Origin of the sequence: Mycobacterium genavense ATCC 51234, from assembly GCF_000526915.1 — a bacterium.
Lineage (GTDB): Bacteria > Actinomycetota > Actinomycetes > Mycobacteriales > Mycobacteriaceae > Mycobacterium > Mycobacterium genavense.
In genome coordinates this window covers 17,669-42,828 of the sequence record NZ_JAGZ01000020.1, presented here as the reverse complement: position 1 = coordinate 42,828, position 25,160 = coordinate 17,669, and the positions used below count along the sequence as shown (strand labels likewise).

At 67.3% G+C, this 25,160-nt stretch carries 19 protein-coding genes and 7 pseudogenes; 17 read left to right on the top strand and 9 right to left on the bottom strand.

The genetic code is table 11. From position 1 onward, the window contains the following. The first annotated feature begins 54 nt into the window (after nt 1-54). Nucleotides 55-1,473, top strand: a pseudogene (locus T428_RS30740) (HNH endonuclease signature motif containing protein). Nucleotides 1,474-1,487: 14 nt separating this feature from the next. Here the strand turns inward: T428_RS30740 and T428_RS0124270 are convergent. Genes T428_RS0124270 through T428_RS0124260 form a run of 3 tightly spaced genes read right to left on the bottom strand, consistent with a single transcriptional unit; the run spans nt 1,488 to nt 4,269 of the window. Next, nucleotides 1,488-2,576, bottom strand: coding sequence for an adenosine deaminase (locus T428_RS0124270; RefSeq protein WP_025738489.1), 1,089 nt, complete (start codon nt 2,574-2,576; stop codon nt 1,488-1,490). Beyond that, on the bottom strand, nt 2,573-3,871 hold the full coding sequence (locus tag T428_RS0124265) for a thymidine phosphorylase (protein ID WP_025738488.1): 1,299 nt from the start codon (nt 3,869-3,871) through the stop codon (nt 2,573-2,575). The genes T428_RS0124270 and T428_RS0124265 overlap by 4 nt, the downstream gene beginning before the upstream one ends. Continuing rightward, entirely contained in the window at nt 3,868-4,269 is a 402-nt protein-coding gene (locus T428_RS0124260) for a cytidine deaminase (RefSeq protein ID WP_025738487.1), read from the bottom strand. Before T428_RS0124260 ends, T428_RS0124265 begins: the two co-directional genes overlap by 4 nt. Nucleotides 4,270-4,499: 230 nt before the next feature. Here T428_RS0124260 and sdhC point away from each other — a divergent pair, with 230 nt between their 5' ends. From sdhC to T428_RS30725, 9 genes and pseudogenes are all read left to right on the top strand, one after another. Continuing rightward, nucleotides 4,500-4,838 carry a succinate dehydrogenase, cytochrome b556 subunit gene (gene sdhC, locus T428_RS0124255; RefSeq protein ID WP_025738486.1) on the top strand — a complete coding sequence of 113 codons (339 nt, stop codon included), beginning with the start codon at nt 4,500-4,502 and terminating at the stop codon, nt 4,836-4,838. Next, a complete protein-coding gene (locus tag T428_RS0124250) occupies nt 4,835-5,305 on the top strand; it encodes a succinate dehydrogenase hydrophobic membrane anchor subunit (protein WP_025738485.1) in 471 nt (156 codons plus the stop codon). The genes sdhC and T428_RS0124250 overlap by 4 nt, the downstream gene beginning before the upstream one ends. A 4-nt stretch (nt 5,306-5,309) precedes the next feature. Further along, on the top strand, nt 5,310-7,064 hold the full coding sequence (sdhA, locus tag T428_RS0124245; RefSeq protein WP_025738484.1) for a succinate dehydrogenase flavoprotein subunit: 1,755 nt from the start codon (nt 5,310-5,312) through the stop codon (nt 7,062-7,064). Beyond that, nucleotides 7,064-7,843 carry a succinate dehydrogenase iron-sulfur subunit gene (locus T428_RS0124240; protein ID WP_025738483.1) on the top strand — a complete coding sequence of 260 codons (780 nt, stop codon included), beginning with the start codon at nt 7,064-7,066 and terminating at the stop codon, nt 7,841-7,843. Before sdhA ends, T428_RS0124240 begins: the two co-directional genes overlap by 1 nt. A gap of 511 nt (nt 7,844-8,354) precedes the next feature. Next, nucleotides 8,355-8,943: pseudogene (locus T428_RS30735) on the top strand (carboxymuconolactone decarboxylase family protein); the annotation flags it as partial. 17 nt (nt 8,944-8,960) lie between these two features. After that, a complete protein-coding gene (locus tag T428_RS33055; protein WP_156943053.1) occupies nt 8,961-9,104 on the top strand; it encodes a hypothetical protein in 144 nt (47 codons plus the stop codon). A 16-nt stretch (nt 9,105-9,120) separates the two neighbouring features. Beyond that, nucleotides 9,121-9,693: a helix-turn-helix transcriptional regulator gene (locus T428_RS31480; RefSeq protein ID WP_025738481.1), complete on the top strand. Its 573-nt coding sequence runs from the start codon at nt 9,121-9,123 to the stop codon at nt 9,691-9,693. 48 nt (nt 9,694-9,741) lie between these two features. Continuing rightward, on the top strand, nt 9,742-10,317 hold the full coding sequence (locus T428_RS0124215; protein ID WP_025738480.1) for a class I SAM-dependent methyltransferase: 576 nt from the start codon (nt 9,742-9,744) through the stop codon (nt 10,315-10,317). Continuing rightward, the gene (locus T428_RS30725; protein ID WP_245605064.1) at nt 10,314-11,444 is read left to right on the top strand and encodes an alpha/beta hydrolase; all 1,131 of its coding nucleotides are present in this window, start codon (nt 10,314-10,316) and stop codon (nt 11,442-11,444) included. The genes T428_RS0124215 and T428_RS30725 overlap by 4 nt, the downstream gene beginning before the upstream one ends. Here the strand turns inward: T428_RS30725 and T428_RS30720 are convergent. After that, nucleotides 11,330-12,225, bottom strand: a pseudogene (locus T428_RS30720) (sigma-70 family RNA polymerase sigma factor). The gene T428_RS30725 and the pseudogene T428_RS30720 overlap by 115 nt on opposite strands. 82 nt (nt 12,226-12,307) lie before the next feature. Here T428_RS30720 and T428_RS30715 point away from each other — a divergent pair. The 3 pseudogenes from T428_RS30715 to T428_RS30705 all read left to right on the top strand — a co-directional run bounded on the left by T428_RS30715 (nt 12,308) and on the right by T428_RS30705 (nt 15,524). After that, a pseudogene (locus T428_RS30715) lies at nt 12,308-13,140 on the top strand (mycofactocin-coupled SDR family oxidoreductase). Nucleotides 13,141-13,175: 35 nt separating this feature from the next. Continuing rightward, nucleotides 13,176-14,506, top strand: a pseudogene (locus tag T428_RS30710) (aspartate aminotransferase family protein). 9 nt (nt 14,507-14,515) lie between these two features. After that, nucleotides 14,516-15,524 (top strand): annotated as a pseudogene (locus T428_RS30705) (SMP-30/gluconolactonase/LRE family protein). On the opposite strand, the gene T428_RS0124185 reads toward T428_RS30705, so the two are convergent. Further along, nucleotides 15,521-15,784 (bottom strand): hypothetical protein, encoded by a 264-nt coding sequence (locus T428_RS0124185; protein ID WP_036468827.1) that lies wholly within the window; start codon nt 15,782-15,784, stop codon nt 15,521-15,523. The pseudogene T428_RS30705 and the gene T428_RS0124185 sit on opposite strands and share 4 nt — an antisense overlap. Before the next feature lie 138 nt (nt 15,785-15,922). On the opposite strand from T428_RS0124185, the gene dacB1 reads away from it, so the two are divergent. Further along, nucleotides 15,923-17,149: a D-alanyl-D-alanine carboxypeptidase DacB1 gene (gene dacB1 / locus T428_RS0124180; protein ID WP_025738478.1), complete on the top strand. Its 1,227-nt coding sequence runs from the start codon at nt 15,923-15,925 to the stop codon at nt 17,147-17,149. 158 nt (nt 17,150-17,307) lie between these two features. Further along, nucleotides 17,308-20,206 (top strand): annotated as a pseudogene (locus T428_RS33790) (MMPL/RND family transporter). On the opposite strand, the gene T428_RS31475 reads toward T428_RS33790, so the two are convergent. From T428_RS31475 to T428_RS31465, 3 genes are read right to left on the bottom strand one after another with little or no spacing between them, the layout of a single operon-like run. Then, nucleotides 20,203-20,463, bottom strand: a complete 261-nt coding sequence (locus T428_RS31475) for a hypothetical protein (RefSeq protein ID WP_051465349.1) — start codon at nt 20,461-20,463, stop codon at nt 20,203-20,205. The pseudogene T428_RS33790 and the gene T428_RS31475 overlap by 4 nt on opposite strands. Next, a complete protein-coding gene (locus T428_RS31470; RefSeq protein WP_156943052.1) occupies nt 20,430-20,720 on the bottom strand; it encodes a hypothetical protein in 291 nt (96 codons plus the stop codon). The genes T428_RS31475 and T428_RS31470 overlap by 34 nt, the downstream gene beginning before the upstream one ends. After that, a complete protein-coding gene (locus T428_RS31465) occupies nt 20,717-21,511 on the bottom strand; it encodes a hypothetical protein (protein WP_051465347.1) in 795 nt (264 codons plus the stop codon). Before T428_RS31465 ends, T428_RS31470 begins: the two co-directional genes overlap by 4 nt. Before the next feature lie 171 nt (nt 21,512-21,682). On the opposite strand from T428_RS31465, the gene T428_RS0124165 reads away from it, so the two are divergent. Together T428_RS0124165 and nagA are read left to right on the top strand one after the other, a co-directional pair. Then, complete coding sequence (locus T428_RS0124165) at nt 21,683-23,017, top strand: sugar porter family MFS transporter (RefSeq protein WP_025738477.1); 1,335 nt, start codon at nt 21,683-21,685, stop codon at nt 23,015-23,017. Further along, a complete protein-coding gene (nagA, locus tag T428_RS0124160; protein WP_025738476.1) occupies nt 23,008-24,135 on the top strand; it encodes an N-acetylglucosamine-6-phosphate deacetylase in 1,128 nt (375 codons plus the stop codon). Before T428_RS0124165 ends, nagA begins: the two co-directional genes overlap by 10 nt. Here nagA and yhjD read toward each other — a convergent pair. After that, nucleotides 24,132-25,160 carry an inner membrane protein YhjD gene (gene yhjD / locus T428_RS0124155; RefSeq protein ID WP_025738475.1) on the bottom strand — a complete coding sequence of 343 codons (1,029 nt, stop codon included), beginning with the start codon at nt 25,158-25,160 and terminating at the stop codon, nt 24,132-24,134. The genes nagA and yhjD overlap by 4 nt on opposite strands.

Genomic DNA, 25,160 nt, shown 5'->3' with positions numbered 1-25,160 from the left:
CTATAATCGAACACGTGTTCGACGGGGGATGCCGATGCGGCGGTGGTGGAGCGGATGTGGGCGGCGGCGCTGGCGGAGAACCGGGCGGCCGGGGCGCGGTTGACGGCGATCGGTGAGCTCGACGTGCTGCGGCTGCGCCAGTGGGGGGAACGAGAGTCCTGGGTGGCCGATACCTGGGCGGCCATCTCCGCCGAGATCGCCGCCGCCCTGGATATCAGCCAGGGGTTGGCGTCGAGTTATCTGAACTATGCCCGCGCGCTGCGCATGCGGCTGCCACGCATCGGTGCGCTGTTGCTGGCCGGCGACATCAGTTAGGCGACGTTTCAGACGATCGTGTACCGCACCGACTTGATCACCGACCCCGAGGCCATGGCCACCGTCGACGCCCACCTGGCGGCCAAGGTGCGTCACTGGCCCTCGATGACCCGCGCCCAACTGGGTGCGGCGGTCGATCGCGTCGTCGCGACCACTGACCGTGACGCGCTCCGGCGCACCCGACAACAGCAGGCCGACCGCGAGGTGTCCTTCCACGACAGCGGCAACGGGCTCAGCGAGATCTTCGGCCGCCTACAAAGCCCTAACACCCACCTCGTCGACGCCCGCCTAACCGCCCTAGCCCAGTCGGTGTGTCCGGCCGATCCGCGCACGCTGGCCCAGCGCCGCGCCGACGCGATGGCCGCACTGGCCACCGACGCCGACCGGCTGCTGTGTCGCTGCGGACAACCCACCTGCCCCGCCGCCACCACCACAGCACCCAGCCCGGTACTCATCCACGTCGTGGCCACCCAATCCACCCTCGATGGCAGCGCCCCCGCACCCGGCGCACTGATCGGCACCGACGTACTCATCCCCGCCGAACTGATCGCCCAACTGGCCGCACAGGCCACCCTGCGACCACTGGTCCACCCCGGCAACGCACCAGCCGAACCCCACTACACCCCCACACCCGCGCTGGCCGACTTCGTCCGCTGCCGCGACCTGACCTGCCGATTCCCCGGCTGCGACCGCCCCGCCATCGACACCGACCTCGACCACACCATCCCCTACGCCCACGGCGGCCCCACCTGCGCGGCGAACATCAAATGCCTATGCCGACTGCACCACCTGATCAAAACCTTCTGGGGATGGCACGACCGACAACTACCCGACGGCACCATCATCTGGACCTCCCCGGCCGGGCGCACCCACATCACCGCCCCCGGCGCCGCCCTACTATTCCCAGCCCTATGCGCCCCCACCGGTGAAATCACCACACCAGACCCGCCCCACCCCTGCACCGACCGCACCGCCATGATGCCCCGACGCCGCCGCACCCGCACCCGACGCCGCTACGACTACATCGGACTACATCGCCGCCGAACGACGCCGAAACCACGCAACACGCCAAGCACACCAACCACACCAACCAGCCCACCCCCAACACAACTCACCACACCGAGCCACCCACCCGACGACGAACCCCCACCCTTCTAAGCGTGGTGACCGCTCTACCCGATCAGGACCGCGTACCGCGGTTTGATCACCTCGTCGATCAACGCCAGCCGCTGGTCGAACGGAATGAACGCCGACTTCATCGCATTGATGGTGAACCGCTCGAGATCGCTCCATCCGTAGCCGAAAACCTCTACCAGTCGGTGCATTTCGAGGCTCATCGTGGTGTCACTCATCAACCGGTTGTCGGTGTTGACGGTCACCCTGAACCGCGCCCTGGCCAGCAGATCGAAGGGGTGGTCGGCGATGCTCTTGACCGCACCGGTCTGCACGTTCGAGCTCGGGCACAACTCCAGCGGAATTCGCTTGTCGCGCAAGATCGATGCCAGCCGGCCCAACTCGACGCGGCCGCCCTCGCCCATCTGGATATCGTCGACGATGCGCACCCCGTGACCGAGCCGGTCGGCGCCGCAGAACGCGATCGCCTCGTGAATGGACGGCAGGTCGAATGCCTCGCCGGCATGAATGGTGAAGCGCGCGTTGTGGTCTCGCATGTATTCGAACGCGTCCAGATGCCGCGTCGGGGGATTTCCGGCCTCGGCTCCTGCGATGTCGAACCCGACAACTCCTTTGTCCCGGAAGCGAATTGCCAGATCGGCGATCTCCCGCGACATTGCGGCATGGCGCATCGCGGTCACCAGCAGACGCACCACGATCGGACGACCCGCGGCCACGGCCGCCTTCTCGCCGGCGGCGAAACCTTCCAGCACCGCCTCGACCACTTCGTCGAAAGACAGCCCCCGGTTGATGTGCAGCTCGGGCGCGAACCGGATCTCGGCGTACACAACCGAGTCCGCGGCCAGGTCCTCCACGCACTCGTAACCGACGCGGAACAACGCCTCGGGGGTCTGCATCACCGCCACCGTGTGCGAGAACGGCTCCAGGTAGCGCTCCAGCGAGCCGCTGTGCGAGCGGGTGCGAAACCAGGTCGCCAACTCCTCGGCGTCGGTGACCGGCAGCTCGTCGTAGCCGATCTGGCCCGCAATGTCCAGCACGGTCGACGGGCGCAATCCCCCGTCGAGGTGATCGTGCAGCAGCGCCTTCGGCGCCTTGCGGATCTGCCGCAACTCCAGCGGGGCGCTCACGACGCGACCCCGATGATCAGCGGCCGCGCCGGCGGTGCCGCATCGCCCACACTCCATCCGCCGTTCAGCTCGGCCATCGCGGCGCCGAAGCGTTCGGGGGTGTCGGTGTAGAGGGTGAACAACGGCTCACCGGACACCACGGGCTGCCCCGGGCGCCGATGAATCCTGATGCCGGCGCCGGGCTGCACTCGCTCACCCGGGCGGCATCGGCCCGCGCCGAGTCGCCAAGCTGCCAGCCCCACTGCCATAGCGTCGATGTTCCCCATTGTGCCGCTCCGCGCCGCGATCACGGTCTCTGAATGTGAACCGATCGGCAACGGTACCGACAAGTCGCCACCCTGCGCCGCGACTAGCTTCCGGAAGCGATCCATCGCGGTGCCGTCGCGCAGGGTCTGGGCGGGATCACGGCCGTCGATTCCCGCCAGCTCGAGCATCTCGACGGCCAACCGCACGGTCAGCTCCACGACGTCGGCAGACCCGCCGCCGGCCAGCACCTCGAGCGCCTCGGCGACCTCGAGCGCATTGCCGACCGTCGCACCCAGCGGGCAGTCCATATCGGTCAGCACCGCGCGGGTGGGCACGCCGTGCGCCGCACCCAGCCCGACCATGGTTTCGGCCAGTTCGCGGCATTGCGCCTCCGACTCCATCAGCGCCCCGCCACCGACCTTGACGTCGAGCACCAGCGCGCCGATGCCTTCGGCGAGTTTCTTGCTCATGATCGAGCTGGCGATCAACGGCAGCGAGTCGACCGTGGCGGTGATATCGCGCAGTGCATAGAGCTTCTTGTCGGCGGGCGCGAGCTCACCGGCACCGAAGATCGCCGCGCCGATATCGCAGAGTTGCTGGCGCACTTGCTCTTTCGAGATCTCCGCGGAGAACCCCGCGATGGACTCCAGCTTGTCCAGCGTGCCGCCGGTATGACCCAGCCCGCGGCCGGAGACCTTGGGCACCGCGCCACCACAGGCGGCGACGACGGGCACCAATACCAGCGTGGTCTTGTCTCCGACCCCGCCGGTGGAATGCTTGTCCACGGTGGCCAATGGCTTACCGCCCGAGCGCAGATCGCTGAAATTCAGCCGATCGCCCGAGGCCAGCATCGCCGCGGTCCACCTGACGATCTCGCCGCGATCCATGCCGCGCCAAAAGATGGCCATCAGCAGCGCCGCCATCTGCTCCTCGGCCACGCGGCCATCGGTATAGGCATCGATGACCCAGTCGATCGCGGCATCGGACAATCGGGCACCGTCGCGCTTGGTCCTGATGACCGTCGGGGCGTCGAATACGAAGGCGGTCAAGGGCGTTCCCGGGCGAGATCGTCGGCATCGAACGGATCGGGCAGCAACTCCTCGAGGCGACGCGGCCCGGCCGGATGCGCGATCAGCAGGTCGCGTCCGCCGTGCTCGAGTAGGAGTTGGCGGCATCGCCCGCACGGCATCAACGACGCCCCTTGTGAGTCAACGCACACCAGCGCAACCAACCGGCCGCCACCGGTCGCATGCAGGGCAGATACCACTCCGCATTCGGCACAGAGACCAAGGCCATATGAGACATTCTCCACATTGCAGCCGGTGATCACCCGGCCGTCGTCGACCAACGCGGACGCACCCACCGGGAACCGCGAATACGGCGCATAGGCTCTTGCTGCTGCTTGTATTGCCTTGTCCCGCAGCAAATTCCAACCAATATCAGGCATACCGCAACCTCAATCACCGATCGGATCAGTCGAGAAAGCCACCCTAACCCTGGCACGAAAACGCCGTTCGCGAATGCTGTTGGCTGGTTCCGGGCGCATCTTTGCCGGGCTAAGCTCAAGTGCCCGGCTTTAGTTTCGCAGCGGATATAAGGACCGGATTGAGCACTGAGACCACAGCGTCATCACGCAAGCGGCGACCACCACGGACCCTGTATCGGGGAGATCCGGGAATGTGGTCGTGGGTGCTGCATCGCATCACCGGCGCGACGATCTTCTTCTTCCTGTTCGTGCACGTGTTGGATACCGCCCTGGTCCGGGTGAGCCCGCAGACCTACAACGAAGTGGTCGCGACCTACACGACGCCGATCGTCGGTCTGATGGAGTTCGGCTTGGTCGCCGCGGTCGGATTCCACGCACTCAACGGGATCCGGATCATCTTGATCGACTTCTGGGCCGACGGTCCCCGCCATCAGAAGACGATGTTGTGGATCATTGCCGTCGTCTACCTGTTGGTCATGGTGCCCGCGGCGGTGGCCATCGGCATCCACATGATGGAGCACTTCCGATGAGCAGCCCCGACCTGCAGCTCGGCCCCGGCGACCTCGCCCCCGTCAGGCAACGCTTTCACGATCGCCCCGCCAGCCTGGACAATCCGCGGTCACCGCGGCGGCGCTCCGGCATCCCCAACTTCGAGAAATTCGCCTGGCTGTTCATGCGATTTTCCGGCGTCGCGCTGGTGTTCCTGGCGATCGGGCACCTGTTCATCATGCTGATGTGGGACGACGGTGTGTACCGCATCGACTTCAACTACGTGGCGCAACGCTGGGCGTCGCCGTTCTGGCAATTCTGGGACCTGTCGCTGCTGTGGCTGGCGCAATTGCACGGCGGTAACGGCCTGCGCACCATCATCGACGACTACAGCCGCACCAACAGCACCCGGTTCTGGCTGAACACCCTGCTGCTGTTGTCGCTTACGTTCACGCTGGTGCTGGGTACCTACGTGTTGATGACGTTCAACCCCGATGTCGGAGGCTGACCCGGTGATCCAGCAACACCGATACGACGTGGTGATCGTCGGCGCGGGCGGTGCCGGAATGCGCGCGGCGGTGGAAGCGGGTCCGCGGGTGCGCACCGCGGTGCTGACCAAGCTGTACCCCACCCGCAGCCACACCGGCGCGGCCCAGGGCGGCATGTGCGCGGCGCTGGCCAACGTCGAAGACGACAACTGGGAATGGCACACCTTCGACACCGTCAAGGGTGGTGACTATCTCGCGGACCAGGACGCCGTGGAGATCATGTGCAAGGAAGCCATCGATGCGGTGCTCGACCTGGAGAAGATGGGGATGCCGTTCAACCGCACCCCCGAGGGACGGATCGACCAGCGCCGCTTCGGTGGTCACACCCGCGACCACGGCAAGGCCCCGGTGCGCCGGGCCTGCTACGCCGCGGACCGCACCGGCCACATGATTTTGCAGACGCTCTACCAAAACTGCGTCAAGCACGACGTGGAGTTCTTCAACGAGTTCTACGCGCTCGATTTGGTGCTCACCCAGACGCCGGGCGGCCCGGTGGCCACCGGCGTGGTCGCCTACGAGCTGGCCACCGGAAGCATCCACGTCTTCCACGCCAAGGCCGTGGTGCTGGCCACCGGCGGCTCGGGCCGCATGTACAAGACCACCTCCAACGCGCACACGCTGACCGGTGACGGCATCGGCATCGTGCTCCGCAAGGGACTTCCGTTGGAGGACATGGAGTTTCACCAATTCCATCCGACCGGCCTGGCCGGGCTGGGCATCCTGATCTCCGAGGCCGTGCGCGGCGAGGGCGGCCGGTTGCTCAACGGCGACGGTGAGCGCTTCATGGAGCGCTACGCCCCGACGATCGTCGACCTGGCTCCCCGCGACATCGTGGCCCGCTCGACGGTGCTGGAGGTCCTGGAGGGGCGCGGCGCCGGCCCGCACAAGGACTACGTCTACATCGACGTCCGCCACCTGGGTGAAGACGTGCTGGAAGCCAAGCTGCCCGACATCACCGAGTTCGCCCGCACATATCTGGGCGTGGACCCGATCACCGAGCTGGTGCCGGTTTACCCCACCTGTCACTACGTGATGGGCGGCATTCCCACCACCGTCACCGGACAAGTGTTGCGGGACAACACATCTACCGTGCCGGGCCTGTACGCGGCCGGCGAGTGCGCATGCGTGTCCGTGCACGGCGCCAACCGGCTGGGTACCAACTCGCTGCTGGACATCAACGTCTTCGGGCGCCGCGCCGGCATCGCCGCGGCAGGCTACGCGCAAGGCCACGACTTCGTCGACATGCCCCCGCAGCCCGAGGCGATGGTGGTCGGCTGGGTGGCCGACATTTTGAGCGAGCACGGCACCGAACGCGTCGCCGACATCCGCGGCGCCCTGCAGCAGACGATGGACAACAACGCCGCCGTGTTCCGCACCGAGGAGACGCTCAAGCAGGCGCTCACCGACATCCACGCGCTCAAGGAGCGTTACTCGCGAATCACCGTGCACGACAAGGGGAAACGTTACAACAGCGACCTGCTGGAAGCGATCGAGCTCGGCTTCCTGCTGGAGCTGGCCGAAGTCACGGTCGTCGGCGCCCTGAACCGCAAGGAGTCACGCGGCGGTCACGCCCGCGAGGATTACCCGAACCGGGACGACGTCAACTACATGCGCCACACGATGGCCTACAAGCAGGGCAGCGAGTTGTTGAGCGACATTGCGCTCGACTTCAAACCCGTCGTGCAGACGCGCTACGAGCCCAAAGAGCGGAAGTACTGATGACAGCTGAGGTTGGGGACCCGCCGCTGCCGCCCGTACCGGACGGCGCGGTGATGGTGACGCTCAAGATCGCCCGGTTCAACCCGGACGACCCCGATGCTTTTGCGAAAACCGGTGGCTGGCAAAGCTTTCGGGTACCGTGTCTGCCCAGCGATCGGCTGCTCAACCTGCTGATCTACATCAAGGGCTACCTGGACGGCACGCTCACCTTCCGCCGCTCCTGCGCCCACGGTGTGTGCGGATCCGACGCGATGCGGATCAACGGCGTGAACCGGCTGGCCTGCAAGGTGCTGATGCGCGACCTGCTGCCCAAGAAGCCGGGTAAGTCGTTGACCATCACGGTCGAACCGATCCGCGGGCTACCGGTGGAGAAGGACCTCGTCGTGGACATGGAGCCGTTCTTCGACGCCTACCGCGCGGTCAAGCCGTACCTGATCACCAGCGGCAACCCGCCGACCCGGGAACGAATCCAGAGCCCGACCGACCGCGCACGCTACGACAACACCACCAAGTGCATCCTGTGCGCGTGCTGCACCACCAGTTGTCCGGTGTTCTGGAGCGAGGGCACCTACTTCGGCCCCGCCGCGATCGTCAACGCACACCGGTTCATCTTCGACAGCCGCGACGAGGCCGCCGGGGAGCGCTTGGACATCCTCAACGAGGTCGACGGCGTGTGGCGCTGCCGCACCACGTTCAACTGCACCGAGTCCTGCCCGCGCGGCATCCAGGTCACCAAGGCGATCCAAGAGGTCAAACGCGCGCTGATGTTTTCGCGCTGAGCGTTCCGGCGTTGTACTCGAGGGCCACGTCGCCGACCACGAGCAACCAGGCTTTCGTCGATGCACAGCCGACTGGCGGTGAGCACCACCCGGTCGGGATCTCCGGCAGCAGGGAGGCCGCGAACAACCTGCCGGTGTGCATGTCGAAGCTGGCCAGATGCCGCGCGACGACGTCGGCGACGGTGCCGCCGGGGGGGCTCCACGCCCCACGCCCAGCCGCCGCCGGGGCGGGTCATCCAGATCTTCAATTTCGACTCGAACACCGTGCCAAGGTCGGGGTGAGCAGCGAAGACCGCGTCGATCGCGGCGCGCATCCGCCCCTGGTCCAGTCGTGAGCCGGCGACCAGCACCTCGGTGTGGGTAGCGGGCTCGATGTCTTCCAGGCGGGGCGGCTCGTCGAAGTAGCAGTAGGTCATTGCTCCACTGTTGCGGGCAATCCTTAGCGGATTCTTGGCGAATTCTTGGGATCGCACTGATCGCGGTCGGTCACACTCGCCGCGGCTGTGTCGTCTTGGAGGGTATGACACAGAAAACACGCATCCAGTCCCTCGCACCCAAAAGCGCCGGCCTGATGACCCGCGCCATGTACCGGATCGCCAAGCGCCGCTACGGCCAGGTTCCCGAACCGTTCGCGGTGGCCGCGCATCACCGTCGGCTGATGGTCGCCGGCGCCGTACACGAGACCCTGATCGACCGCGCGTCGCGCACACTGCCGGTCAACGTGCGCGAGCTGCCCGTGTTCTGGACCGCGCGCGATCGGTTGCTCGTGGTGCGTCGACTTCGGGTCCATGCTGCAACGCCTGGACGGCCTGGATATCAAGCGGCTCAAGGAGATCGACGACTACGCCACCTCGCCGGCGTTCACCGACGACGAGCGCGCCGCCATCGCGTATGCCGATGCGATGACCACCGATCCGCACACCGTCACCGACGAGCAAGTGGCCGACCTGCGGGCCCGCTTCGGCGACGCCGGGGTGATCGAGCTGACCTATCAGATCGGCGTGGAGAACATGCGGGCCCGAATGAACTCCGCGCTGGGCATCACCGAACAGGGCTTCAATTCCGGTGACAGTTGCCGCATTCCGTGGGCGACCGCCTAGCGGCGCTACAGTGGCGTATGCGCGTCTGGGAGCTGGGGCCGGGCCGGGTGATGGTGTCCGGCGCGTTCTCCGACCTCGCCGTGCACCACCACCCCGCGGTTCAGGTCACCCTCGGAATGCAAGGGCCGCTGGCGATCACCCGGGGACGGCGACGCGTTTGACGAGTGCCGGGCGGTCGTGTTCGGCAGCGGCGCCCGCCACGCGGTACGCTCGGACGCGAACTCCGCGGCGCTGACCATGTACTTCGGGCTGCAGACGTCGGCGGGGCTGGCGCTGAACACGCTGGCCCGTCGCGGAATCCGGCTTGTCGATGACGGTCGGCAGCTGGCGGAGGCGACGGCCGCGCTGCTGGACACCGACGGCCCGGAGGCGGCCGCCGACCTCGTCGTCGAGACGTTGTGCGGGCCACCGGAATCCGGGGCCGTGCACCCGCAGCTGCGGCAGGCGATCGAAGTGGTGTCGAGCCGGGTGCCCGAACACCTCGACGTCGCGTCGGTCGCCGGGGCGGTCGCGTTGTCGCCCAATTACTTGGGGCGACTGTGCAAGCAGCAGACGGGCGTTTCGTTCTCGGCCACGATCCGCTGGCAGCGGCTGGTCGCCGCCGTCGGCCACCTCGTCGACGGCCACTCAGTCACCGATGCCGCGCACCTGGCCGGGTTCGCCGACGGCTCGCACGCCAACCGGGTCTGCTGGGAGATGACGGGCCTGGCGCCGCGCGATTTCGCCCGGGCGGTCCGCGACTCGATCTGACGGATCCGTACAAGCGCCGAGCCCCGGGGGTGCGCGACGCTTGGGCCCATGCCCGTGATGTCACGCCCCGAACGTGCCTTCTGCTGCGGTGCCCTGTGGCGTTCCAGCAGTGCGGCCATCGCCCGCGAACTTCGCGCCCAACGACTGGGCCGCGATATTCTCGAAATCGGCTCGGGCAGCGGATCCGTTGCCCGGCAAGTCCTTTCGTCCAATCCGGGGATCGCCTGGGTGGCACTGGATCTCGACCCACGCATGACGCGCGCCGCCGCCGACCGGCTGCGTGAATTCCCCAACGCGTCGGCGCAAACGGGCGATGCCACCGCGATGCCCTTCCTCGACGAGTCGTTCGACTCCGTCGTCAGCTGCCTGATGCTGCACCACACCATCGACTGGGAGCGCGCGCTGGGCGAGGTGACCCGGGTGCTGCGACCGGGCGGCACCTTTGTCGGCAACGACCTGGTCCGCACCCCGCTCGCCGGTGCATTCCACCGGCTGGATGGCTCGCCGCACCGGCTGATCGCGCCGGATGAATTCCAGGCCGAATGCGAGCGACACCAGCTCGCGGTCAGCGTGGACTTGCGGCTGTTCGGCCACGTCATGCGTTTTACAGGAAGGAAATCATGATCGTCAACGCCCTCTTCGCGCTACCCAAGCCCGTGCGCCGACTCCTGGCCGGGCGGCCGCTGCGCATTGACGGACAGGAGCTGAATCTGGACGCGCAGCTGGCGATCAGGCTCAAGAATGCCTCACGCTCCGACGTTTTCGACGGTCCGATCTGCAAGGCCCGGGCCCGCTATGACAGACTGCCACGGCTGATCGGGTACCGATCGCCGACTCCGATAACCTTGCGGGACATAGTGATTGGCGTCGAACACACCGACATCCCGGCCACCCTCTACATTCCCGGCGATGTGCCCGCACCGTCCGGATTGTTGGTGTACTGCCACGGCGGCGGGTTCACGGTCGGCTCCCGGGTCAGCCACGACCCCGTCGCCCGGTATCTGGCCGGCCACGCCGGCGTGCGGGTGCTGTCGGTCGAATACCGGCGCGCACCCGAGCATCCCTTCCCGGCCGCCGTCGACGACGCGATCGCCGCCTTCGAATACGCGCACCACCACGCCGCCGAGCTGGGTGCGGATCCCGCCCGCATCGCGGTCGGGGGCGACAGCGCCGGTGGCAATCTGGCGGCGGTGACCGCACAGCAAGCGGTGCGACGCGGCGGCCCGGTCCCCGCGTTTCAGCTGCTGATGTATCCGCCGACGGATCTCGGCACGCGCCGGCCCTCGCGCGACCTGTTCGCCCAGGGCTCCACCTTCACCGACCGGAATTACCAATGGGCGCTGGACAATTACGTACCGCCAGGCAGTGACCTGACCGATCCCCGACTCTCGCCGCTGCACGACGACGTCACCGGCCTGCCGCCGGCGTATGTCGCCAGCGCCGGTTTCGACCCGATCCGTGACGACGCCGTGGCCTACGCCGACAAGTTGCGTGCCGGCGGAATCCCGGTCGCACTGACCCGACAGCCCGACCTGCCGCACGGCTACCTCAACTTCGTCGGCCTCGGGGCCGGTTCACCGAGGCGGCTAGCGAGGCAGCCGGAGCGCTGCGACTGGGCCTGGCCGCCAACGCCCCGTCAGCGGCGCAGCGGGGATCCGGTGAACTTGTCGGAGTTAGCGATATCCCATAGGGCGCAGACTTTTCCGTCGCGCACCGTCATCGCCATGATCCGCGGCATTATCTCGCGGTAACCGTCGCTGGCGGGCACGCCCGCGGTGTAGCCGCCCAGTTCGCCGTTGACCAGCCCCAGCTGATACGAGGTGAACATCGTCGGGCCGTAGCGTTGTGCGAGGCCGAACATGAACCGGGCCACCTTGTCCGCTCCGTGGATGACGTTGATTGCGGTGGGCGCCTTGTTATTCGAGTCGCCCGTCAGCGTCACATCCGGATGCAGCAGCGCCACAACGTCTTCCAGGTTGCCGGAGGCCATCGCGGCCATCAACTTGCCGACCACCTCGTTGTGCGACGGATCGGGTTCCGGCGGCGGCTGACCCGCGAGCGCCTTGCGGGCCCGCGACGCGAGCTGGCGGGCGGCGGGCTCGCTGGTGCTCAGCACCTGGGCCACTTCGGAGAACGGCATCGAGAATCCGTCGTGCAACACGAACGCGACCGCTGATCCGGGGACAGCCGCTCCAGCACCACCATCGCCGCGAACCGGGCATCCTCGCGCGCCACCACCGCGGACAGCGGATCGGCACCGTCGAAGCCGGTCACCACGGGCTCGGGCAGCCAGTTGCCGGTGTAGGTCTCGCGACGATGGGCCGCCGAGCGCAACCGGTCCAGCCCGAGCCGGCTCACCACGGTGGTCAGCCAGGCCCGCAGGTCCGCGATCGCACCGTCCTGTTTGTCCCAGCGCAGCCAGGCTTCCTGGACGATGTCCTCGGCGTCGGCCACGGTGCCCGTCACCCGGTAGGCGACCACCATCAGGTGCGGCCGCAGCGCCTCGAATTCGGTGACCTGCGTCGAGGTCATGGCCCGAGCTTATGCGCATCTCGAACAGATCTGTGCGCGCACCGGCTAGCGGCAGGCCCGCGTTTGGCTGGACAGTGAATTCATGGCTGGGCGACTCGCGGGCAAAGTGGCGTTCATCAGCGGCGTGCGCGCCGGCAGGGCCGCGCGCACGCCGTGCGGTTCGCCGAAGAGGGCGCCGACATCATCGCCGTGGACATCTGCCAGCAGATCGATTCCGTCGCCTATCCGATGGGCTGCCCGGAGGATCTCGACGAGACGGTCAATTTGGTGGAGAAGACCGGGCGCCGCATCGTCGCCGAGCAGGCCGATGTCCGCGACTTCGAGCGTCTTCAGTCGGTCCTGGCCAACGGGGTGAGCGAATTCGGCCGCGTCGACTTCGTCCTCGCCAATGCGGGTGTGGCACCCGGAATCGGCCACGCCGAGCCGACGGCACACGCCTACCTCGATGCGGTCGGCGTGATGCTCGACGGTGTCTATTGCATGATCGAAGCGGCGCTGCCGCATCTGCTCGAGCACGGCGACGGCGGGGCGATCGTCATCACCAGCTCGGCGGCCGGACTCAAGTCCCCGGTGCCCGAATTCAGCCTGCGCAACCCGGGTCTGGCCGGCTACACCGCGGCCAAGCACGGGGTCGTCGGGTTGATGCGCTACTACGCAACCACCTTGGCGGAGAAGCAGATTCGGGTGAACTCAGTGCATCCGACCGGGGTGGCGACGCCGATGATCAACAACGACGCCGTCGAAGAGTTCACCGCGAAGAACCCGGCGCTCGCGGCGTCCTTGGCCAACATGCTGCCCGTCTCGGTGATCGACGCCGAGGACGTCACCGAGGCGATGCTCTATCTGTGCGCAAGGTCCGGTCGCTACATCACCGGCACGACGCTGACGGTGGATGCGGAGAACCTGCTGCGGTGATCGCCGCCCCCGGGGTGGGTTACGCTCACGGCACGATGACTGACAATCTCTGGCTGCATTTTTCCCGGCACGGCGCGACCATCACGCCGCCGATCATCACCCGCGGCGAGGGCGTCACCATCTAAGACGACCGCGGCCGCAGCTACCTGGACGGGCTGTCCGGGCTGTTCACCGTCCAGGTCGGGCACGGCCGCACCGAGCTGGCCGAGGTGGCGGCCCGCCAAGCCGGCACGCTGGCGTTCTTCCCGCTGTGGGGGTACGCCACCCCGCCCGCGATCGAGCTCGCCGAGCGGCTGGCACACTACGCCCCGGGCGACCTGAACCGGGTCTTCTTCACCACCGGCAGCACCGAGGCCGTCGAGACCGCGTGGAAAGTGGCCAAGCAATACTTCAAGCTCACCGGCAAACCCGGGAAACACAAGGTGATTTCGCGGGCGGTTGCCTACCACGGCACCACCCAGGCGCGCTGGCGATCACCGGGTTGCCGCGCTTCAAGGCGCCGTTCGAGCCGGTCACGCCCGGCGGCTTCCGAATGCCCAACACCAACTTCTATCGCGCGCCCGAACCCTTTCACACCGACGCCAAAGCCTTCGGGCAGTGGGCCGCCGACCGGGTCGCCGAGGCGATCGAGTTCGAGGGACCCGACACCGTGGCCGCGGTGTTCTTGGAACCGGTGCAGAACGCCGGCGGCAGCATCCCCGCTCCCCCAGGCTATTTCGAGCGGGTTCGACAGATCTGCGACGAATACGACGTGCTGCTGGTGTCCGACGAGGTGATCTGCGCGTTCGGCCGGATCGGCTCGATGTTCGCCTGCGACGACCTGGGCTATGTGCCCGACATGATCACCTGCGCCAAGGGCATGACGTCGGGCTACGCCCCGATCGGCGCGATGATCGCCAGCGAGCGCTTGTTCGAGCCGTTCGACGACGGCGAGACGATGTTCCCGCACGGATATACCTTTGGCGGGCACCCGGTTTCGGCCGCCGTCGGGCTGGCCAACCTCGACATCTTCGAGCGCGAGGGCATCAACGACCACGTCAAGACCAACGCGCCCGCCTTCCGCGCCACCCTGGAGAAGCTGTACGACCTGCCGATCGTCGGCGACGTTCGGGGCGAGGGCTTCTTCTACGGCGTCGAACTGGTCAAGGACAAGGCCACCAAGCAGACGTTCACCGACGACGAACGCCGCACCCTGCTGGGCCAGGTGTCGGCGACCCTGTTCGAGGCGGGGCTGTATTGCCGCACCGACGATCGCGGCGATTCCGTCGTCCAGTTGGCGTCGCCACTGATCAGCGGTCAAGCCGAGTTCGACGCGATCGAATCGATCCTGCGCGGCGTGCTTTCGGAGATCCAGGGGCGCCTCTAAAGTCCAGGCATGGCGCGCAAACCCCGCATCCATCCGGTCCGGTGGCAGCCGCCACCAATCGAGGCGTTGCCGAACCTGCCGGCGCCGAGCGTCACCGTCGTCGGGGTGCCCGGCAACGGGCCCGAGGACATCGTCGTCGACCCGGACGGCCGGTTGTGGACGGGCCTCGAGGACGGGCGCATCGTGCGGATCGCGCCCGACGGGCAGCCCACCGTCCCCGAGGTTGTTGCCAACACCGGCGGGCGGCCGCTCGGTCTGCACGTCGCCCGCGACGGCCGGGTCCTGATCTGCGACAACCATCGCGGCCTGCTCGCGCTGGACCCAGGCGGCGGGCTAACTGCGCTCGCCGAATCCGTCGGCGGCAGGCGGCTGAAGTTCTGCTCGAATGTCACCGAAACACCAGACGGGACAATACTATTTCACCGAATCGACGGCCGACTACCATTTCGAGCACTACACCGCCCCCATCGTGGAGGCACGCGGAACCGGCGGCTTGTACCGTCTCGATGCGGACGGCTCGATCACCACGCTGGTCGACGGCCTGTACTTCGCCAACGGGCTGACGACGACGGCCGACTCCTCGGCGCTGGTATTCGCCGAGACCCAGGCGCGCCGGCTGTCGAAGTACTGGCTGCGCGGGCCGCGGGCCGGATCGGTGACGCCGCTGGCGGCCCACCTGCCCGGAATGCCCGACAACCTGTCCACCGGCGCCGACGGCCGGATCTGGGCCGCGCTGGTCGCCGAGGCGAACCCGGCGCTGGAGGCGCTGTTCCCCCGCGCCCCGATGCTCCGCAAGGTGGTGTGGCGGCTGCCCGAGCGGCTGCAACCGACGATCAAGCAGGAGATCTGGGCGGTCGCGTTCGACCCGGACAGCGGCGCGGCCGTCGCGGGGCTGCGCACGCATCATGCCGACTTCGGCGCCGTCACCGGCCTGGTCGAGTCGGCCGGCAAGCTGTGGCTGGGCACGATCAACTTTCCGGCCATCGCACGCGTGGACCTGGCCGCCACCGCGCTCTAGCCGGCCGCGCGCTTCACCCCGTCGGCGGCCATCAACACCTCGCGGGCATGCGCCGCCGACGAGCTGCCCGTCAGCCGCGTCAGCGCGTTGCACAGCCACGCCAGCGCGGACTGCAACTCGGGATCGTGCGTGGTTTCGCGCAGCGACCGCAGCTCGGCCAGCACCTGCTCGGTCCCGGCCCGCCGCACCTGGGTCGCCTTCTCGGCCTGCTTGAGCAGTTGGTCCAGCGACCTGGGCCCCTTGGGACCCTTGAACCACATTCGAAGTTTTGGAATAGCCGACAGTGTAGGGGCTGGGCACCGCGTTCGCGCGCCGGGGCAAAGTTTGCAACTTGTGCCCCACCAGTCACAGCGCGGCTCCCGGCGATCTGGCCCGCAATCACCTAGTCTGCACTCACCATGAGCTTTGTACGTTCCGCATCCTGCCTGGCCGCGGCTGTTTTCATGGTCGCCGCCCCGGCCGCTATGGGCATGCCGGCCGCGCTGGCGGAGCCGAGCCCGGGACCCAATGCCGGGAGCCCCAATTGCCCGTACCGGGTGAACACCCCGCCGGCGGTGGACTCCTCGGAAGTGCCGCAGGCCGGCGACCCGCCGATCCCGCTGGCGGTGCCGGCCAAGCCGGTTGGCGGCGAGGCGCTGTCGGGCTGCGGCATCATCACCGCACCCGATACCCCGGCGCTGCCGACCGACGTCTCCGCCGAGGCCTGGCTGGTCGCGGACCTGGACAGCCGCGCGGTGATCGCGGCCAAGGATCCGCACGGCCGGCACCGTCCGGCCAGCATCATCAAGGTGTTGGTCGCGATGGCGTCGCTGAACGCGCTGCCGCTCAACAAGTCGGTGACGGGAACGGCCGACGACGCCGCGGCCGAGGGCACCAAAGTCGGCGTGGACGACGGCGGCGTCTACACCGTCAACCAGCTGCTGCACGGGCTGCTGATGCATTCCGGCAACGACGCCGCGCACGCGCTGGCCATGCAACTGGGTGGGATGCAGCAGGCGCTGGAGAAGATCAACGTGCTGGCCGCCAAGCTCGGCGGCCAGGACACCCGGGTGGCAACACCGTCGGGACTGGACGGACCCGGCATGAGCACCTCGGCCTACGACGTCGGCCTGTTCTACCGATACGCCTGGCAGAACCCGACTTTCGCCGACATCGTCGCAACGAAGACCTTCGACTTCCCCGGCCACGGCGACCACCCCGGCTACGAGCTGGAAAACGACAACCAGCTGCTCTACAAGTACCCGGGCGCGATGGGCGGCAAGACCGGCTACACCGACGACGCCGGGCAGACGTTCGTGGGCGCGGCCAACCACGACGGCCGACGGCTGGTCGCGATATTGCTGCACGGCACCCGCCAGCCGATCGCGCCCTGGGAGCAGGCGGCGCACCTGCTAGACTACGGATTCGCCACCCCGGTCGGCACCCAGGTCGGCACGCTGATCGCACCAGACCCGTCGCTGGCACCCAAGCAGGACGCCGCCGCGGAGCGGCCCGGACCCCAGGCGGCGGGGCTGCTGCCGTCGGCCGACGCGATGCCGGTGCGGGTGGGCGTGGGGATTGTCGGGGCCGTCGTCGTGTTCTCGTTGATCATGGTCGCGCGCTCGATGAACCGCCGCGCCATATAACGATTGGCTTAACTCTTTCGACGCCGCCGCGCGTCGGCGGTAGCGTTTAAAATTAGCTGACGCAATCAAACACCAAATTGTTTTGCGACCCGGTAACACAGCGCGGGAGTAAAGATGATTTCGGTTACCCGAGTCGCGAAGCGAATGGTGAACGCGGGATGAGCGAAATCGCCGATGCGCCGAATTTTGGCACGCCGGTTCTGCCGCGGATGATCGCCCGCTTTGCGGTGCCTATCGTGCTGTTATGGGTGGGGCTGACGGCCGTCGTTAATCTGGCCATCCCGCAGCTGGAAGTGGTCGGTAAGGCACACTCGGTATCGCTGAGCCCGAAAGACGCGGCCGTGGTCCGGGCAATCAAACACATGGGTCAGTTATTCCACGAGTTCACGTACAACAGCTCGGTGACGATCGTGCTGGAAAGCGACAAACCGCTCGGCGACGATGCGCACCGTTTCTATAGCGAGCTGATGCGGCGGCTTACGGCCGATACTGTGCACGTCGCGCACATCCAGGACTTCTGGAGCGACCCGCCGACGGCGGGGGGATCGCAAAGCGCGGACGACAGGGCCGCCTACGTCGTGGTGTTCCTGGCCGGCAACAACGAAACACAGGCGTACAACTCGGTGCACGCCGTCCGGCAGATCGTGGACAGCACACCGCCGCCGCGCGGGGTCAAGGCCTACATCACGGGTCCCTACGCGCTGATCGCCGACCAAACCTAGGCCGGCAACGAGAGCGTCGCCAAGGTCACCCTGATCACCACCCTGGTGATCATGGCCATGTTGTTGTTCATCTACCGATCCATCGTGACCACGGTCCTCGTCCTCGTCCTGGTCGGGATCGAGCTGGGGGGACGATCCGCGGAGTCGTCGCGATTCTCGCGTACCACAACGCTTTTGGCCTTTCGACCTTCGCGACGAACCTGGTCACATTGCTGGCCATCGCCGCCAGCACCGACTACGCGATATTCATACTGGGTCGCTACCACGAGGCCCGATACGCCGGCCAAGACCGGCAAAGCGCCTTCTACACGATGTTCCGCGGCACCGGCCACGTGATTCTGGGCTCCGGGTTGACGATCGCCGGCGCCATGTTCTGCCTCAGCTTTGCCCGGCTGCCGTACTTCCAGTCGATGGGCCCGCCCTGCGCGGTGGGCATGTTGGTCGCGGTGCTCGCCGCGCTCACGCTCGGGCCGGCGGTGCTGACCGTCGCCGGCTCGTTCAGGCTGTTGGACCCCAAGCACCGGCCGAACACCCGGCGGTGGCGCCGGGTGGGCACCGCGATCGTTCGCTGGCCGAGCCCGGTGCTCGCCGCGACCTGCGCGGTGGCGTTCGTCGGGCTGTTGGCCTTGCTGAATTACCGGACCACTTACGACCTGCGCCGATTCATGCCGGCCAGCATGCCGTCAAATGTCGGCGACACGGCGGCGGGCCGGCACTTTTCGCAGGCTTGGCTGAACCCCGATGTGCTATTGATCGAGACCGATCATGATATGCGCACGCCCGTCGACATGCTGATCCTGGATAAGGTCGCAAAGACCATCTTTCACAGTTTCGGTATCTCACAGGTGAAATCGACAACGCGGCCGCTGGGAACGCCGCTCAAACACACGTCCATTCCGTTCATCATGAGCATGCAAGGTGTGTCGAATGCCGAGAACATGCAATTCATGAAGGATCGGCTGGACGACATGCTGATTCAGGTGCAGGCGATGGATGTCTCCATCGCGACGATGAAACACATGTATCAACTGATGGGAGAAATCGTCGACAACACCGTCGATATGGATCACCTCACGCATGACATGTCGAACACCACCGACACCATCCGGGATCACCTCGCGGACCTGTCGGATTTCCTTCGCCCGGTCGGCAGTTACTTCTACTGGGAAAAGCACTGTTTCGACATCCCCGCGTGCTGGGCGGTGCGATCGATATTCGAAACGTTCGACAACATCGATCAGCTGAGTGAGAAGTTGGAATCGCTCGTCAAGGACATGGATGTCCTGATCCGGTTGTTGCCGGAGATGCGCGCGCAGATGCTGCCGATGATTTCGACGATGACCATCATGCGCGACATGATGGTCATCTGGCACGGCACACTTTTGTCCTTCTATAAGCAGCAGGAAATGACCAGCAAGGACCCCGGCGCGATGGGCCGGGTCTTCGACGCCGCCCAGGTCGACGATTCGTTCTATCTGCCGCAGTCGGCCTTCGAAAACCCGGATTTCAAGCGGGGCCTGAAGATGTTCTTGTCCCCGGACGGTAAGGCGGCGCGCTTCATCATCTCCCTGGACGGAGATCCCGCGACGCCGCAGGGCATCGCCCGCGTCGAGCCGATCCAGCAGGCGGCCAGGGAGGCCATCAAGGGAACCCCGCTGCAGGGCGCCGCGATCTCCATGGGCGGCACCGCGTCGACGTACCGCGACATCCAGGAGGGCGCCTTCTACGACCTGCTGATTGCCGGCGTCGCCGCGATCAGCCTGATCTTGATCATCATGATGCTCGTCACCCGCAGCGTCATCGCCGCCGCGGTCATCGTCGGCACCGTGCTGCTGTCGCTGGGCTCCTCCTTCGGCCTGTCGGTGCTGCTGTGGCAAGACCTCCTCGGCATCGACCTGTACTGGCTGGTACTAGCCATGTCGGTCATCCTGCTGCTCGCCGTCGGATCCGACTACAACCTGCTGTTGATCTCACGACTCAAAGAAGAAATCGGCACCGGACTTCAACACCGGCATCATCCGCGCCATGGCCGGCACCGGCGGCGTCGTCACCGCCGCCAGCATGGTCTTCGCCGTCATCATGTTACTTCAGCGACCTACGCATCATCGGCCAAATCGGCACCACCATCAAGCTGGACCTACTCTTCGACACCCTGATCGTGCGCTCGTTTCTGACACCGTCCATCGCCGCACTGCTCGGACGCTGGTTCTGGTGGCCCCAACGAGTACGCCCCCGCCCCGCCAGCCAAATGCTGCGACGCCACGCCGCCCGCCGCCTGGTCCGCGCCCTACTCCTGCCACCCGCCGAGAAACCCTCGGAGATAGCCCGGCTTTAGGCTGCCTGCAGGATCGGCGCGGGGGCGGCCGCCGGGACGCGCAGCGGGGTGAGCGCCCGCCGGGTTTCCGACGGCGGAGCGCCCAGCGCAGCCAGCGCGGCGCCGATGGCCAGGATCAGCACGATGACGTCGGGCCAGACGGTGGAGTGCTTTTGCGCGATGCTGCCGAGCACCGCGGCCAGTGCCATGGTTTCCAGGGTGACCAGCGTCGAGCTCAACGCGATCAGCGTCGGCCGGTGCGCCTCCTCGGCGACCACACTGAGCCAGGAGATCGCCTGAGCCAGGAGATCGCCGCGGCGAAGACGGCCTGGGCGGCGACCGTCGCCACCAGGAACACCGTACCGTACGCCCAGACGTGGGTCCATTGGCCGTAGACCTCGACCGCCAGGGTCAGCGTGGCGGCGGCGACACTGAGCAGCGCGCTGCCCAGCATCATGCCGCGCACCCCGAAGAAGCGGTAAACCTTGCGCCACAACGGCGAACCGCAAACCAGTCCGATGCTGGACAGGATCACCAACACATGCAGGCTGCGGCTGTGGTCGGCGGTGCGCAGGGCGTAGAACGTGGTGCCCAGGCTGACCGGACCGAACAGCAGGCACGCGACCATGTAGCGGCGAAACCAAGGCTGGGACCGAGCGATCGCGATGCCCTGCCGGTAGGTGTCCCGCATCGACATCCGGGGGCGGCGGTGGACCGCACCGGCCCGACGAACAGCGCCGCGATGGCCGAGCCGGCCAGCCCGACCGCGCCCAGCCCCAACAGGTCGCGGCGATACGCCATCTCGCTGCCGTGCGCCAGCACCGGCACCACGAACAGCGTGACGGCGGTGGCCAGCACCGACCCGATGGCGCTCTGGAACAGGAACAGCTCGCCACGCCGCAGCGCGGATAGCTTGCTGGAGACCATGTCGGGGTAGGCGACGCCGGCGATCCCGAGCAGCACTCCCGCTATCACGCAGGTCAGCAGGAACACCACCGCGGTGAAACCGCCGTGCCAGGGAATCACCGCGTCGCACATGGTCAGGGCTGCCACGCCGGCCGCCATCGCCGCCAGCAGCCGGTGCCGCATCCGGCCCACCCGCTGTATCACCACCGGAGACACCGAATTCCCGACGATGTCACCGAGGCTGAAGGCCGGAAATAGCAGGGCGGCCACCCAGGGCAGACCCTGGTGCGCGCAGATCAACGGCAGGATGACGGTGCCGTTGCTCAGCTGCATGCCGGCGGTGTAGAAGGTGCCTTGGGACAGCAGCCGCCCGAACACACGCGGCTGGGCCGGGGCGGGGGACACCAGGGTGAGGGGCATAACAACAGAATCTAAGATGGTCAAGAAGCAATAACATCCTCCGATCGGAGAGCCCGGGTGGAATTGCTGGTCCCCCGATCGGGGGCCGCGGCCGACACCGTTGACCACCCATGTTGGCTGTGGCACCATCTTGCGGATGACTGAGTTGGCGCCCGGTCGGGTGCAGATCACTTGAGAGGTCCGCGCATTGGGCTCACCGGCGCCAGTGTCGGCCTCATCTACGGCTACGACCTGTCCATCATCGCCGGCGCCCAGTTGTTCATCACCGAGGATTTCGGACTCACCACTTCTGAACAGGAACTGCTGACGACGATGGCGGTGATCGGGCAGATCGCCGGGGCGCTCGGGGCGGGCGTGCTCGCCAACGCGATCGGCCGGAAACGATCGATCGTGCTGATCCTGATCGCGTATACGACGTTCGCGCTGCTGGGCGCCTTCTCGCCGGCGTTGCCGATGCTGCTGGCGGCGCGACTGCGGCTGGGCGCGACCGTCGGGGTGATGGTGGTGGTCGTCCCGGTGTTCATCGCGGAGTCGGCTCCGGCGGCGGTGCGCGGCGCGCTGCTGACGACCTACCAGTTCGCGATCGTCACCGGCCTCATCGTCGGCTACCTCGCCGGCTACCTGTTGGCCGACGCCCATGGCTGGCGGTGGATGCTGGGACTGGCCGCCGTGCCGGCGATGTTGTTGCTGCCGTTGGTGATCCGGCTGCCCGACACGGCTCGGTGGTACCTGCTCAAGGGCCGGGTCGACGACGCGCGGCGCGCGCTGCTGCGGGTGGAGCCCACCGCGAACGCCGACGACGAGCTCGCCGAGATTCACCGCGCGATGAGCGAAGGCAGTGGCGGTATCGCCGAGATGCTACGGCCGCCGTATCGACGGGCCACGATGTTCGTGATCGCGCTCGGTTTTCTGATCCAGATCACCGGCATCAACGCGATCATCTACTACAGCCCCCGCATTTTCGAAGCCATGGGATTCACCGGCAATTTCGCGCTGCTCGGTCTGCCGGCACTGGTCCAGGTCGCCGGGTTGGCCGCGGTCGGCGCGGCGTTGGCGCTCGTCGACCGGGTGGGCAGACGCCCAATCCTGTTGTGCGGCATCGCCATGATGATCGCCGCCGACGTCCTGCTGGCGGTGGTGTTCGCTCGCGGCGGCGGCGCGGTGCTCGGGTTTGCCGGCATCCTGGTGTTCATCATCGGCTACACGCTGGGATTCGGCTCGCTGGGCTGGGTGTACGCCAGCGAGAGCTTCCCCACCCGGTTGCGGTCCATCGGGTCGAGCACCATGTTGACGTCCAACCTGATCGCCAACGCCATCGTGGCGGCGGTCTTTTTGACCATGCTGCATTCGCTCGGCGGCGCAGGCACTTTCGCGGTGTTCGGGGTTTTGGCGGTCATCGCGTTCGGGTTCGTCTACCGGTTCGCGCCGGAGACCAAGGGACGCCAACTCGAGGAGATCCGGCACTTCTGGGAAAACGGCGGCCGCTGGGAAGACCCGTGCCCCTGATCCGCGCCGGCACCGTCGTGCTCGACGGCCGGGTCTGCCGGCCGGGATGGGTACAGGTCGCCGGGACGCAGATTCTGGCCTGCGGGGACGGCGCACCGCCCGGGCAACCCGACCGCGACTTCCCGGATTGCCTTGTGGTGCCGGGGTTTGTCGACATGCACGTGCATGGGGGCGGCGGAGCCTCGTACCTGGACGCCGAACGCATCGGCGCGGCCGCGCAGTTCCACCAACGCCACGGCACCACCACAACACTGGCCAGCCTGGTCCCCGCCGCACCCGGCCCGCTGATCGCGGGCGTGCGCGCGCTGGCCGACGCCACCGGATCCGGCACCATCGCCGGTATCCACCTGGAAGGGCCGTGGCTGTCCGCCGCACGCTGCGGGGCACACGATCCCGCCCGGCTGCGCGATCCCGAACTCGCCGAGATCGACGAGGTGCTGGCCGCCGGCGACGGCACGATCCGGATGGTCACGCTGGCGCCGAAGCGGCCCGGCAGCAGCGAGGCGATCCGGCGCTTCGTCGACGCGGGAGTTGTTGTCGCCGTGGGACATACCGACGCGACCTACGAGCGGCCTCAGCAGGCGATCGCCCTGGGCGCCACGGTCGGCACGCATCTGTTCAACGCGATGCCGCCGCTACACCATCGCGCGCCCGGCCCGGCGCTGGCGCTGCTGGAACACCCGGATGTGATCGTCGAGCTGATCCCCGACGGTGTGCACCTGCACCCCGTCGCGGTGCACGCGACCGTCCGGGCCGCCGGGCCCGACCGGGTCGCGGTCATCACCGATGCCATCGCCGCGGCCGGCTGTGACGACGGCGCATATCGGCTCGGCGGGGTACGGGTCGACGTCGACGTGGGGGTGGCCCGGGTGCACGGCACGTCGACGATCGCCGGCAGCACCGCCACGATGGATCGGCTCTTCCGCACGGTTTCGCGACTCGGCCCCGACGCCGACGCCACCCTGGCCGCCGCCGTGCAGATGACCTCGACCACCCCGGCGCGGGCGCTGGGGCTGCAGCGGGTCGGCGCGCTGCGGGCCGGCTACGACGCCGACCTCGTCGTGCTGGACCGTGAATTGCGGGTCGCGGCCGTGATGGCCCGGGGGGTCTGGCGCTAACGGAGCCGGCGGGTCAACCGGGAAAAGGCCAGCGCGCCAACGGCTCCCATCGCCATCGCGGCCAGCGTCTGCCGGGTACTGATTCCCCCGTCCAGCAGCACCCGTGGAGCGATGACCGCCGGCGCCGGCGGTGGGGCGTACTTGCTGCGCGGGTCGTTGGAAAGCGTGGCGGCCCACGCGGCGGCGAAGAGCACGAGATACCCGGTGATGTAGGAGAACACCATCAGCCCCAGCACCGGCCCAAACGTCGCACCCGCCGGGCTGCGCAACACGACCCGCAGGTAGATCGAGGCCACCTGTTTGAACAGCTCGAAGCCGATCGCCGCGAGCAAGCCGGCCCGGGCCGAGTCGGGCAGGCTGACCTTGTGTCGCGGCAGCCGGCCGATCATCCAGGTGAACAGCATCCACGACACCAGCAGCGACACCAGGATCGACAGGCCGCGGAACAGTTCGCCGAATATCGAGAAATCCGGTATGCCAGCCCATTTCAATACCGTGCGCATCGGCGCGGCGTGCCCGAGCGCGGTGAGGGCGAGGGTGGCGAGGATGACCACGAAGGTGCCCACCATCGCGACCAGATCGGAGAGCTTGTCGCGCACGAATCCCGCCGGTTGCAGCGGTTCGTCCCACCACATCTCGGTGACCGCCCCGCGCAGGTTCGACATCCAGCCCAGACCCGCCCACGCCGCGGTGGCCAGCCCGATCACACCGACCGACGTACGTGCGTTGATCGCCGAATTCATCAAGCCCACCAGCTGCTGTCCGAGCGCGCCCGAGACCGTGTTGCGGATGTGGTCGTCGATGCTGGCGAGCAGCTTGGGATCCTGGGCCAGCACGAAACCCACGACCGCGAAACTGACCATCAGCAAAGGGAATAACGCGAAGATCGTGTAGTAGGTGAGTCCGGCCGCCAGGAAGCCGCCGTTGCGCTCGTCGAAATGCTTGTAGGCGCGCAGCGCGTGGTCGAGCCATCCGAACCGGGCCCGCAACCGGTCAAGGATGCCTGGCTTGGCCGGCTCGTCCAT

Coding starts and splice junctions, on each gene's coding strand:
- T428_RS0124240 (WP_025738483.1), top strand. CDS start 7,064: ATGACAGCTGAGGTTGGGGACCCGCCGCTGCCGCCCGTACCGGACGGC.
- yhjD (WP_025738475.1), bottom strand. CDS start 25,160: ATGGACGAGCCGGCCAAGCCAGGCATCCTTGACCGGTTGCGGGCCCGG.
- T428_RS30725 (WP_245605064.1), top strand. CDS start 10,314: ATGATCGTCAACGCCCTCTTCGCGCTACCCAAGCCCGTGCGCCGACTC.
- T428_RS33055 (WP_156943053.1), top strand. CDS start 8,961: ATGCGCGTCTGGGAGCTGGGGCCGGGCCGGGTGATGGTGTCCGGCGCG.
- T428_RS31465 (WP_051465347.1), bottom strand. CDS start 21,511: ATGCCCCTCACCCTGGTGTCCCCCGCCCCGGCCCAGCCGCGTGTGTTC.
- T428_RS0124215 (WP_025738480.1), top strand. CDS start 9,742: ATGCCCGTGATGTCACGCCCCGAACGTGCCTTCTGCTGCGGTGCCCTG.
- T428_RS0124185 (WP_036468827.1), bottom strand. CDS start 15,784: ATGTGGTTCAAGGGTCCCAAGGGGCCCAGGTCGCTGGACCAACTGCTC.
- T428_RS0124250 (WP_025738485.1), top strand. CDS start 4,835: ATGAGCAGCCCCGACCTGCAGCTCGGCCCCGGCGACCTCGCCCCCGTC.
- sdhC (WP_025738486.1), top strand. CDS start 4,500: ATGTGGTCGTGGGTGCTGCATCGCATCACCGGCGCGACGATCTTCTTC.
- dacB1 (WP_025738478.1), top strand. CDS start 15,923: ATGAGCTTTGTACGTTCCGCATCCTGCCTGGCCGCGGCTGTTTTCATG.
- T428_RS0124260 (WP_025738487.1), bottom strand. CDS start 4,269: ATGCCTGATATTGGTTGGAATTTGCTGCGGGACAAGGCAATACAAGCA.